The following is an 11657-nucleotide window of genomic DNA, read 5'->3' on the forward strand; positions in this document are numbered from 1 at the left end:
AACGAACTGCTGAACGTTCAGTAAATGCTGGTAATACCGGAACTGCTCGATCCGATCACTGCCCTGTGACCGCATACGGCTGGGGGAAACAGGCAAAAACTCCTGCTGGCGGACATTCAGTTTATATGCCAGTTTATATACTTGCAGACCTTTCAGGAGCTTATGAGCAGCTGCTTCTGCCTTGCCGAGCTTCCTGTAAAGTATGCCGACACAGGCCGTGGAGCGGCCGTGCAGTGGGCAAAGTCATGGAGGTACAGTGAGCGCCAGTCAGGCTATTGTTTTTTCGATACTGGGTATCGCCCTGGTGTTGTTCGTCTGGAACCGAATCCGGTTCGATCTGGTCGCCCTGCTCGCGCTTCTTGCTGTCTCGATTGCCGGAATCGTGCCGGTGGACCAACTTTTCGACGGCTTTGGCCATCCCGCGGTTGTCACGGTGGCGGCGGTTCTGGTGATCAGCCAGGGGCTGGTCAACGGCGGTGTGGTTGACCGCCTGGCTCGCTTGCTCGGTAAAGTGGGGCACCGGCCAACGCTACAGGTGTTGATGCTGACCTCGGTAGTGGCCCTGTGCTCGGGCTTCATCAACAACGTCGGTGCGCTTGCACTTCTGATGCCGGTGGCGATCTGGATGTCCCGGGAAGCCGGGCGGTCTCCCTCGCTGCTGCTGATGCCCCTGGCGTTTGGCTCCCTGCTGGGCGGGACCATGACCCTGATCGGCACGCCTCCGAATATCATCATTGCCAGTTACCGGGAAACGGGTTCCTTTGGCATGTTTGATTTCGCGCCGGTAGGCCTTGCCATTACGTTGGCGGGCATTGGCTTTATCACGCTGGTCGGATGGCGGCTGACGCCGCGGCGAGGTAAACCCGACGACGGTGGCAAACTGTTCAGTGTGGGCGACTATGTTACCGAGCTCCGGGTACCGGAGGATTCCTCCCACGTCGGGGCAACCCTTCATGGGCTTCTGACGCGCGCGGATGCCGAGAAGGACGTCGTGGTTCTGGCGCTTATCCGGGATGACAAGCGGTCGTTGGCACCCTCAACGTTCTCCGTCCTGCGCGGCGACGATCTGCTCCTGGTGGAAGCGGATACCGATGCCTTGCAGGACTTTCTGGACAGCACCGGGCTCGAGTTGGCGAACGTGGAGGAAGCCTCGTCGGAGGCGTCCGGTCAGGACGAAACAGAGCCGGAACAGCCGGGCGAAAAATCCCTCTCCGAGGGCGATGTGCGTTTGATCGAAGCGGTCATCACGCCGGAATCGGGTTTGATCGGAAAAACCGCCAACAGGCTCAATCTTCGCGAGCAGAATGGTCTCAACATCGTTGCGATTGCGCGTCAGGGCCAACGGTTGCAGCGACGCCTGGGTGATATTCGGTTTCAGGCCGGCGACATCCTTCTGGTCCAGGGCGAGGAGGAAACCTTGCGGGTCACGCTTCAGGGGCTCGGCTGCCTGCCCCTGGCCGAGCGGGGTCTCCGGTTTGGCAGGGAGCGCAACTCCCTTCTGGCTGGTGGCCTTTTCATCGCCGCCATCGCGTTGATCGTCGTCGGCTGGTTGTCGCCCCCCGTCGCGCTGGTGGCCTGCGCCGTGGTCATGGTTCTCAGCAATGTACTCAGCAACCAGGAAGCCTACCGGGCGATTGACTGGCCTGTTATCGTTCTGCTGGCCGCCATGATTCCTGTGGGGCAGGCTCTCGAGACCACCGGTGGGGCAGAATTGATCGCGTCCTGGATGCTGATGGTGGGCTCCGGAGGCGATGCCTGGGTGGTTGTTACTATTATCCTGACGGGCACGATGCTGCTGTCGAACGTTGTCAACAACGCGGCAGCTGCCATTCTGGTTGCCCCCATTGCCTTGAGTCTTTCCGCGCAGCTTGGCATTGCCGCCGATGCCATGTTGATGGCGGTGGCGGTTGGCGCCTCCTGCGCCTTTCTGACTCCGGTAGGGCATCAATCCAACGCTTTGGTCATGGAGCCCGGAGGTTATCGTTTCGGGGATTACTGGCGTCTGGGGCTGCCGCTGTCTCTCCTCGTGGCCCTGGTGGCGGTGCCGGTCATTCTGGCGGTCTGGGCGTGACGCCGTTTAACCCGCGTCTGGACTCTCTGTTATGCTGTTTGTTTCCTGTTTTGATGAGTGGTCGCCACGATGACAGCGATTGAGCGAATAGATCGGGCAAAGGCGGAATTGCTGGATCAGCTTGAATGGACAAGGAAGCGTACCGAGACTCTCGTGTGTTCTCTTCCCGAGACCGCGCTGGACGTTCCTTACCATCCGGGCGTCAATCCGCCGCTCTGGGAAATGGGCCACGCCGCCTTCTTCTACGAGGTGTTCCTCTTCAACCTCCTGGACGGCACGCCCAGCCATGATCCCTCAATGGACGATCTCTGGGACTCCTTCCATATCGAGCACCGGGATCGCTGGAACCGGGAGCTGTTTCCCGGGCGGGAGAAAACCCTCGACTACTTCAATCAGATCTATGACCGCGTTGCCGAGCGGATCGAGACAGAGCCGTTAACCGATCAGGCCCGTTACCTCTATCGCTACGCAATCTACCACCAGAACATGCACATTGAGTCGATGATCTGGTGCCGCCAGACCGTTGGCTACCCCGCACCGCCCGGCACCGATCTGTACCGACCGGCGCCCGGAGATCCTCATCAGGGGGATGTGGTGATTCCCGCGGGAGAGTGGTTGATCGGGATGCCGGGTGAGTCCGAGCAGTATGCCAGTGACGATTTCGCCTTCGACAATGAAAAGCCATGGTTTACCGTGAAGCTGGAGTCGTTCGCGATTTCAAAATGCCTGGTCAGCAACCGGGACTTCATGGAGTTTGTGGAAGACGGTGGCTACCGGCGGCCAGAGCTCTGGTCTTTTGGTGGGCGGAAATGGCTCCAGACCGAGACCGATGTTGCCCTGGTTCACGGCAGTGACGAGCCACTTTTACGGACGCCCCGCCACCCGCTTTACTGGCGCTGGCATGATGAGCAGTGGCAGGAACGGGTGTTCGATCGCTGGCACCCGCTCAATCCGGATGCGCCGGTCACTCACGTGACATTCTGGGAGGCGGAGGCCTGGTGCCGTTGGGCAGGGCGTCGGCTGCCAACGGAATACGAGTGGGAAGTGGCGGCTCTGGGCAATCGCCCGGGCGAGCCGTTCCGGCGTTTTCCCTGGGGCAACTCGGCTCCGACCGAACAGCTGGCGGATCTCAATGGGCGCGCCATGGCGCAGAACCCGGTGTTCGACTTTCCTGAGGGAGACAGTCCCTTTGGCTGCCGCCAGATGACCGGTACCGTCTGGGAGTGGACCAGTGACCAGTTTCTGCCTTACGACGGTTTCAAGGTGGATATGTATCCGTTCATGTCCACCCTGCAGTTCGGCGATCACAAAGTCACCAAAGGTGGGAGTTGTGCAACATCGTCCTGCCTGATCAGAGGCACCTATCGGCAGGCATACCTGCCGCTTCGAAACGACGTCTATACCGGTTTCCGAACCTGTGCGCTTGAACGAGGCTGACCAGCGCACTGCGCTGGCTGGCTCGATTACTCGGACTTTCCCATAACCAGGGATGGTTTGGCGGGCTTTTTATCGATCAGGTGACTGGCCAGGGCCACGCCGGTTTCGCTCATGGTCAGATAGGCTTCATCTGCCCCGGCTTCCCGAATCTGTTTCGCCTCATCTTCGTACATGGTGTGGGCCACGATAAAACCCTTGAAACCCAGTTTGCGCAGCATTCGGGCGGCGATCAGCTTGCCTTCTATGTCACCCATTGCAAGGATCACCGACTGCACTGCAGGCATGTGCAACCCGTTCCAGAAGGAAGCATCCTCAGCATCAGCAAAAACCACGTTGCGACCTTCTTTCTGGTGTTGACTGGCTTTCGCAGGGTCGGAATCCAGGCCCATCAGTTTGGGCTGATCCTCGCAGAGCCAGTCGTAGGCTGCGGTCCCTGTCCGCCCCATGCCCATGATCAGGACGCGGGTGTCCCCGAGCGAAATCGGTTGTTCATCCGGATGATGTTTGCTGCCTTCAAAGCGGCTGAGATCCTGGGAGTAACGTTCATAAAGGCCGTGCGCAAACCGGTTGATCGGGGCTGAAACCAGGAACGACAGCGACACCGAAATTGCCAGAGGTACCAGCCACTCCGGCAAGGCAACGCTTGCCACAATCAGGCCGAATTCGCTGTAGTTGGTCAGTGCCAGGGCGCTCAGGAAACCGCTGCGGGCCCGTAAACGGAAGGCCAGCAGCAGGAAGAAGAACAGGATGCCTTTCAGCGGCAGGACCAGCCCCGCAATGATCGCGAAAATGAGCGCATCCCCGTCGGGCAGACCGCCAATGCCAATCTGCAGGAAAAAACCCACCAGGAACACTTCCTTGACGCTCCAGAGCGATTTGGAGAGCTCCTGGGAACGAGGATGATTGGCCAGCATGGCACCGAAAACCAGCGCGCCAAGCTCCGAGCTGAGACCGACTGCCTCAAAGCCAAGCCCGCCGACAACGAGCGCCAGAAGCAATCCCAAAAGCACCAGCAGTTCGTCGTGGCCACTGGCATCCAGCAACCTGAACAGAAGAGGTCGAAGCAGCGGGAGCCCGAACACAATCAGCGCCCACTCGGAGGGTGTCTTGCCGGCGGCAAGGCTCATGACGACCAGGGCGATCAGATCCTGCATGATCAGGATGCCGATGGCGACTCGTCCGTGGAACGCCCGCAGTTCCCGCTTGGATTCGAGCACTTTGGCTGCCAGCACCGTGCTCGAGAATGACAAAGCGATGGCCAGCATCAGTGCAGTCGACCAATCAAGGTCCATCAGAAGGTACACGCCGGGGGTGAACACCGCGCAGGTGATGCCGAAGTGCAGCAGGCTGCCGCCAATCACTTCAGGGCTGACGATGGATCGGAGCTTCAGCTTCAACCCCACTGTGAACAGCAAGAGGAGTACGCCAAGGTGCGCGATGTGCTGGAGAACATCGGTCTCCTCGATTACCACACCCGTTGCCTCGGCAATGCCACTGAGCACAAAGCCGGCAGCCAGATAGCCAACAAGAGGAGGGAGACCAACAAGCTTGACCAGCAGGCCAAGGCCGAAGGCAAAGGTGATCCAGATCGCTTCAGGCATGGGGTATCAGTTCGGACGTCAAAAGCACAATGGTTGCTAGGCTACCCTGTTTTGACGTGCCCTTGTAGTCGATAAAGGTGGAAAGCGGAAACTATTGTTCAAATGGACCTCACTCAGCCGGCTGGCCGATAAAGGTTCGGAACAGTTCTGCTGATTCGGCCGGGGCCTCCACCATCGGTGCGTGGCCAATGCCTTCCATCAGTTCAAGCCTGGCATCCGGGATTGCTGCTGCGAACACCTCGCCGTTTCGGTAGTTAATAACCCGGTCTTCCTTACCCCAGATGATCAGGGCCGGGGCCTGAATTCGGGTGATCGCATTGCGGAATTCCGACTCGAAACCGGCATCACGAATGGCCGCAAAAATGACCTCGTTGACTTCCTGGTTGGCGATGGCCCGCTCTTCCATCACGCCCATGATCGGCCATGGCACAAAGGGCTCTTTCTCAAGGGCAAACTCCATGAGCCGTTCAAAATCTCCAGGCTGTTTCGGGATCAGGGGGTTGTCTCCCTCCATCACCAGATCCACCAATTCGCTTTCATAATCCAGAATGCCGGCAGGGTCGAATAGAACCGCCGATTTTACGTTTTCGGGATAGTTGGCGGCGTAGAGTGCGGTAATCGCACCACCCATGGAGTTGCCCATAATGTGGGCATTATCTACGGACAGTGCCTTCAGAATCTGCGCGACGTAGCCTGTCTGGTCTTCCAGGCGGTAGCCGATATCCAGGGGTTTGCTGCTGTCACCGTGCCCGGGCAGGTCGATTGCATAGACATTAAAATCGTCTGTCAGGTGGCCTGCCAGACGGGTCCAGTTGTCCTTGTTGGCCCCGAAGCCATGGATCATCACGATAGTGTCGCCATCAACCGCCTGATGATTTCTCAGATAGGCGATCTCGAGGTTATCGACAGCCACGGTATCCGCCTCCAGGCCTGCAGAGGACCGCTCAAACCCGATGGCTGTCTCGTAAATGCCCTGGCGTGAGCAGGCGCTCAGCAGCAGTGAGACAGTCAGAATGAAAACAAGGTTCAGTGGAAGAGGGCGTTGCATCTGGGGCTCCTGTCGGCCGGCTCATCGGCATCCGTTGCGAGGCGTTTACATTACTCCATAAAAAAGCCCGGTCAATGACCGGGCTGCGTTTTCGAGGACTGGTTCAGCCCCTTTTAGTCGGGGTCAGGACTGTTCTCGGGCAATGGCCCGAAATGCGATGTCCTTGCGATAGAAGGCGCCGTTCCACTGGATCCGTGAGGCCAGTTCGTAGGCCCGTTTCTGGGCTTCGGTAACGGTATTGCCAAGCGCCGTGGCACAGAGCACCCGACCGCCGTTAGTGACCACCTGGTCACCGTTAAGGCGGGTGCCGGCGTGAAACACCTTCTCGCCCTCGGTCTCGGTCTCCGGCAGACCGGAAATGGCATCGCCCTTGTTATAGCTACCCGGATAACCACCGGCTGCCAGCACGATACCGACGGAGGCGCGGCCATCCCATTCGGAGTCGCACTGGTCCAGCTTGCCGTCGATGGCCGCGTCGCACAGTTCTACAAGGTCAGACTTCATGCGCAGCATGATCGGCTGGGTTTCCGGGTCGCCAAAGCGGCAGTTGAATTCGATCACCTTGGGGGTGCCGCTGTTATCAATCATCAGGCCGGCGTAGAGGAACCCCTTGTAGGGATAGCCCTCGGCCGCCATGCCGTGCACGGTCGGATAGATCACTTCATCCATGATGCGTTGATGAACATCGGCGGTCACCACCGGGGCCGGCGAGTAGGCGCCCATGCCACCGGTATTGAGACCGGTGTCGCCGTCGCCCACCCGTTTGTGATCCTGGGAGGTGGCCATGGCCAGTACGTTCTCACCATCCACCATCACGATAAAGCTGGCTTCTTCGCCTTCGAGAAATTCCTCGATGACTACACGGCTGCCGGCATCGCCGAACGCGTTACCGGCCAGCATGTCGCGGATTGCATCTTCGGCTTCGTCCAGGGTCATGGCAACGATCACGCCTTTACCGGCAGCGAGGCCATCGGCTTTGACGACGATCGGAGCGCCCTGTTTGCGAACATAGGCCAGGGCTTCGTCCACATCAGTGAAGTTGCCATAGCCAGCTGTCGGGATTTTGTGGCGCGCCAGAAAATCCTTGGTGAAAGCCTTGGAGCCTTCGAGCTGGGCAGCGCCGGCGCTCGGGCCGAAAACCCTCAGGTCACGCTGCTCGAACTTGTCCACGATGCCTGCAACCAGCGGCGCTTCCGGGCCGACGATGGTAAGGCCGACATGGTTGGTGGCGGCGAAGTTGGCCAGGCCGTCCAGGTCCATCACATCGATGTCGACATTTTCCAGGCCGGTTTCCCGTGCCGTGCCCGCGTTGCCCGGCGCCACAAAAACACGGTCTGCCTTGGGGGATTGCGCGGCTTTCCAAGCCAGGGCGTGTTCACGGCCGCCGGAGCCAATAACCAGAATATTCATGAGCGTATTCCTGTGTTGTCGGATTACGCCGTTGGCTAATCCGACCTACTGTATTCGAGCTTCAGATCGTAGGTCGGATTAGCCAACGGCGTAATCCGACACTCTCAAATCTTCCCTTAATGCCGGAAATGACGCATGCCGGTGAAGACCATGGCGATGCCGTGTTCGTTGGCCGCGTCAATCACTTCCTGATCTCGCATGGACCCGCCAGGCTGGATAACGGCGGTAATGCCCGCCGCTGCGGCTGCGTCAATGCCGTCCCGGAACGGGAAAAAGGCGTCGGAGGCCATCACCGAGCCTTTCACTTCCAGGCCTTCATCAGCGGCCTTGATTCCGGCAATCTTAGCACTGTAGACCCGGCTCATCTGGCCAGCACCGACGCCGATGGTGCGACCGGCCTTGGCGTAAACAATGGCATTGGACTTGACGTACTTGGCCACTTCCCAGGCAAACAGAAGGTCATTGAGTTCCTGCTCGGAGGGCTGGCGCTCCGTCACCACCTTGACGTCCTCCATGGCCACCATGCCCAGGTCCCGGTCCTGAACGAGCAGACCACCGGTCACACGCTTGTAATCCATGGAGCGGGCACGGTCACCGTCAAACTCGCCGCACGCCAGCAGGCGCACGTTTTTCTTGGCGGCTACCAGTTCCACCGCTTCCGGTGCCACGGTGGGTGCGATGATCACTTCCACAAACTGGCGATCAATGATGGCTTTGGCGGTTTCCGCATCCAGCTCACGGTTGAAGGCGATGATGCCACCAAAAGCCGAGGTGGGGTCGGTGGCGAACGCCAGGTCGTAGGCCTGACGAATATCGGCGCCGATCGCCACACCACAAGGATTGGCATGTTTGACGATCACGCAGGCCGGATCCGCGAAAGGCTTCACGCATTCCAGGGCGGCATCGGTGTCGGCCACGTTGTTGTAGCTGAGCTCTTTGCCCTGAAGCTGTTTGGCCGTGGCCACGCAGGCTTCCTTCGGGTTGCGCTCGGCGTAGAACGCGGCGCGCTGATGCGGGTTTTCGCCATAACGCATGTCCTGGACCTTCACGTATTGGGCGTTGAAGGTGCGGGGGAAATCAGCGTTGTCGTTATCCGGCGTGCGGCCGCCCAGGTAGTTGGCGATGGCGCCATCGTAGCCAGCGGTGTGCTCAAACGCTTTTACGGCCAGATCGAAACGGGTGCTGAAGCTCAGTTGGCCATCGTTGGCCTCCAGTTCTTTCAGAACCCGGCTGTAATCATTGGCATTGACCACGATGGCGACGTCGTTGTGGTTTTTGGCGGCGGCGCGAACCATGGTGGGACCACCGATATCAATGTTCTCAATGGCGGTCGCCAGATCACAGTCCGGCTTTGCCACGGTCTCCTCGAAGGGGTAGAGATTGACGACAACCATATCGATAGGGCTGATGCCATGCTCGGACATCACCGCATCGTCAGTGCCCCGGCGCCCGAGAATACCGCCATGGATCTTCGGGTGCAGGGTTTTTACCCGGCCATCCATCATCTCGGGAAAGCCGGTGTAGTCGGAGACTTCGGTTACCGGGATGCTGTTTTCTTTCAGGAGCCTGTAGGTGCCACCGGTGGAGAGCAGCTCGACGCCGCGTTCGGTCAGGGCACGGCCGAACGCGACGATGCCGGTTTTATCACTCACGCTGATCAGGGCGCGACGGACGGAGGTGTTAGCCTGGTTTGCCATGGGTCACTTTCTTCGCTGGAGATGAACGAATAAGGGCCTCGCGAATGGTGTCCGGGAGGCCCTTTTCAATTGTCTGGATTATAGCAGACCGTACTGCTTCAGCTTCTTGCGCAGGGTCCCGCGGTTCAGGCCCAGCATGGTGGAGGCCTTGGTCTGGTTGTTGCGGGTGTATTTCATCACCTGTTCAAGCAGGGGAGCTTCCACTTCGGAAAGCACCAGCTGGTAGACCTCGGTCACCGGAGCGCCGTCCAGTTGGGCGAAGTAGTTTTTCAGGGCAACCTCAACGCTGTCGCGCAGGGTGACGCTGTTGCCGCTGCTGTTCACCGTCTGCAACTGATGGATATCATCGTTGGCGGGGGTGCTCAGGTTGTCGTTTGCCAAAGTCTCAGCGCTCATGCTGCGAATACCTCTCCATTTCGTAAGCCTGCAAAATACCGTTGAATCGTGTCTCTCTGCTCCAGCGCATCGTCGATCGCGTTGAAGCGTTTGCGGAACTGTTTACCCGGATCGTGGGACTGCAGGTACCAGCCCACGTGTTTTCTGGCAATACGCACGCCCATGGTCTCACCATAAAAAGCATGCAACGCCTGGAGATGCTCGGTCAGAATATCCTCGACCTCATCAAGCTCCGGTGCGGCCATGTGGCTGCCGGTTTCCAGGAAATGCTGGATTTCCCGGAAAATCCAGGGGCTGCCCTGGGCAGCGCGGCCAATCAGAAGGCCGTCTGCACCGGTATGGTGAAGTACGTCCCGGGCTTTTTCAGGCGATGTAACATCCCCGTTGGCAAACACCGGAATGCTGATGCGGGATTTCACATCGGCGATGGTGTCGTACTCGGCATTGCCCTCGTATTTGTCCGCACGGGTCCGACCGTGAATGGCCACAGCCTGAATGCCGGCATTCTCCGCCATTCGGGCAATAACCAGTGCATTGCGGTTGTCCCGATCCCATCCGGTGCGCATCTTGAGGGTGACTGGGACATCAACCGCCTGAACCACCGACTCCAGAATGTCGCGAACCAGGTCTTCATCTTTCATCAGGGCGGAACCGGCGGCCTTGTTACAGACCTTCTTGGCCGGGCAGCCCATATTGATGTCGATGATCTGGGCACCGAATTCCGCATTCTGACGGGCGGCGTCGGCCAGCATTTGCGGATCGCCCCCGGCAATCTGCACCGAGCGGGGCTCAGGCTCGCCCTCATGGTTCAGGCGGGTCTGTGATTTGCGCGTATGCCAGAGTTTGCTGTCCGCTATGACCATCTCCGACACCGCCAGACCCGCGCCCAACCTCCGGCACAAAAGACGGAAAGGGCGGTCTGTTACGCCAGCCATGGGCGCAACAATCAAGGGGTTGGGCAAGGTGTACGGCCCGATTTTTGCCGTTGGCAGCATGATCTGAGTCCGTGTCACAGCGGGTTAAGCAAAGGTCGGGCTGAGCGGTTGTTCAATAAGTGACCGATCCAGCATCCGAAGGGCGGTAATGATACCGCCGGGTGGACCATGATTGAAGGGGCTGGGCGGTGAAAAAACTGATTATTTTTCGCCCTTTCTGGTTGACTTTTGTTCTGTGCGATGGCCGTCGGGAATGGCTGTCGAGTAAATACTTGCTTACTGCATCAGGGTGCGTGGGGGCGGAATAGGATGTTGTAATTCACCGCGTCACGGCCCGGATCCCGAATGTTGATGGCGATGCGAACGGGGGTATCCGTGGGCATGGCGTCCAGCTCCCGGCCTTCGCCTGCCAGATATTCCTCAGGCGTGAACAGGCTCTGTGCCACCACATCCCCATTCAGATTGGAAAAGGTTAGGGCAATGGCGGGAAAGGGTTGCTCGAAGTCGGCCCGGTTGATGATCACGGCATCGACCACCAGTTGCGAGCGATTATCCGGATCCGTCCGTACCACCAGTTTCCGGCTCTGGATGGCTTCCACATTGATCAGCGGTTTGAGTTCGCAGCCGGCCAGTTCACAGCCTTTCTCATAGAAGGGGCGCAGCTCGGGGATGGCCGACAGTCGATCGAACTGGAACCAGGTTACCTGGGCGATGAGAACACCGATCAGGCCCAGGACAATCACGCTCCACACGATCGTGCGGACGCCACTTCCACCAGAATCGACAGCAACCGGTTCCCGGCGTAGATCCCGGAACGGCGGTTCAGCATGGAACGCGTCGGCCGGTCGCTCCGGCTCATCGAAATCGAAACCGGATTCGTCCACAAAGTCATCGAACGGATCGGAATCTTTGGCCGGCCGGGTCGCTGCGGAAGAGGGTGTTCCGGTCTGCTCAAACACCGGTTCTTCCTCCAAGCTCAGCTCAGGGCGGGGATCTGGCCTGGGCTCAGGTTCGGGAGAGGTTTCTTCAGGCTCGGGCTCGGGTTCGGGGGCTGGCTCGGGG

At 59.2% G+C, this 11657-nt stretch carries 9 protein-coding genes; 2 read left to right on the plus strand and 7 right to left on the minus strand.

Going from position 1 to position 11657, the window contains the following annotated elements:
• The first annotated feature begins 256 nt into the window (after positions 1 to 256).
• Positions 257 to 2071, plus strand: coding sequence for an SLC13 family permease (locus ACWJ62_RS10590; RefSeq protein WP_449286137.1), 1815 nt, complete (start codon positions 257 to 259; stop codon positions 2069 to 2071).
• 69 nt (positions 2072 to 2140) lie between these two features.
• Positions 2141 to 3508 (plus strand): selenoneine synthase SenA, encoded by a 1368-nt coding sequence (gene senA / locus ACWJ62_RS10595; RefSeq protein WP_449286138.1) that lies wholly within the window; start codon positions 2141 to 2143, stop codon positions 3506 to 3508.
• A 26-nt stretch (positions 3509 to 3534) separates the two neighbouring features.
• Here senA and ACWJ62_RS10600 read toward each other — a convergent pair whose 3' ends face one another.
• The 7 genes from ACWJ62_RS10600 to ACWJ62_RS10630 all read right to left on the minus strand — a co-directional run.
• Positions 3535 to 5109, minus strand: coding sequence for a cation:proton antiporter domain-containing protein (locus ACWJ62_RS10600; protein WP_449286139.1), 1575 nt, complete (start codon positions 5107 to 5109; stop codon positions 3535 to 3537).
• A gap of 109 nt (positions 5110 to 5218) precedes the next feature.
• The gene (locus ACWJ62_RS10605) at positions 5219 to 6157 is read right to left on the minus strand and encodes an alpha/beta fold hydrolase (RefSeq protein WP_449286140.1); all 939 of its coding nucleotides are present in this window, start codon (positions 6155 to 6157) and stop codon (positions 5219 to 5221) included.
• Between the two features lie 123 nt (positions 6158 to 6280).
• Entirely contained in the window at positions 6281 to 7567 is a 1287-nt protein-coding gene (purD, locus tag ACWJ62_RS10610; protein ID WP_449286141.1) for a phosphoribosylamine--glycine ligase, read from the minus strand.
• 116 nt (positions 7568 to 7683) lie between these two features.
• Positions 7684 to 9264 carry a bifunctional phosphoribosylaminoimidazolecarboxamide formyltransferase/IMP cyclohydrolase gene (gene purH / locus ACWJ62_RS10615; RefSeq protein ID WP_449286142.1) on the minus strand — a complete coding sequence of 527 codons (1581 nt, stop codon included), beginning with the start codon at positions 9262 to 9264 and terminating at the stop codon, positions 7684 to 7686.
• Between the two features lie 78 nt (positions 9265 to 9342).
• Positions 9343 to 9660, minus strand: a complete 318-nt coding sequence (gene fis / locus ACWJ62_RS10620) for a DNA-binding transcriptional regulator Fis (protein ID WP_449286143.1) — start codon at positions 9658 to 9660, stop codon at positions 9343 to 9345.
• The gene (gene dusB, locus ACWJ62_RS10625; RefSeq protein WP_449286144.1) at positions 9657 to 10655 is read right to left on the minus strand and encodes a tRNA dihydrouridine synthase DusB; all 999 of its coding nucleotides are present in this window, start codon (positions 10653 to 10655) and stop codon (positions 9657 to 9659) included. The genes fis and dusB overlap by 4 nt, the downstream gene beginning before the upstream one ends.
• A 224-nt stretch (positions 10656 to 10879) precedes the next feature.
• On the minus strand, positions 10880 to 11657 hold a 778-nt coding region (locus tag ACWJ62_RS10630; RefSeq protein WP_449286145.1), incomplete at its 5' end, for a DUF3426 domain-containing protein.

This window comes from Marinobacter sp. PE14 (assembly GCF_053566155.1).

What these genes read in the sequence shown, in the direction of transcription:
- senA (WP_449286138.1), top strand. Translation starts at nt 2,141, where the DNA reads ATGACAGCGATTGAGCGAATAGATCGGGCAAAGGCGGAATTGCTGGAT.
- ACWJ62_RS10600 (WP_449286139.1), bottom strand. Translation starts at nt 5,109, where the DNA reads ATGCCTGAAGCGATCTGGATCACCTTTGCCTTCGGCCTTGGCCTGCTG.
- ACWJ62_RS10605 (WP_449286140.1), bottom strand. Translation starts at nt 6,157, where the DNA reads ATGCAACGCCCTCTTCCACTGAACCTTGTTTTCATTCTGACTGTCTCA.
- purD (WP_449286141.1), bottom strand. Translation starts at nt 7,567, where the DNA reads ATGAATATTCTGGTTATTGGCTCCGGCGGCCGTGAACACGCCCTGGCT.
- purH (WP_449286142.1), bottom strand. Translation starts at nt 9,264, where the DNA reads ATGGCAAACCAGGCTAACACCTCCGTCCGTCGCGCCCTGATCAGCGTG.
- fis (WP_449286143.1), bottom strand. Translation starts at nt 9,660, where the DNA reads ATGAGCGCTGAGACTTTGGCAAACGACAACCTGAGCACCCCCGCCAAC.
- dusB (WP_449286144.1), bottom strand. Translation starts at nt 10,655, where the DNA reads ATGCTGCCAACGGCAAAAATCGGGCCGTACACCTTGCCCAACCCCTTG.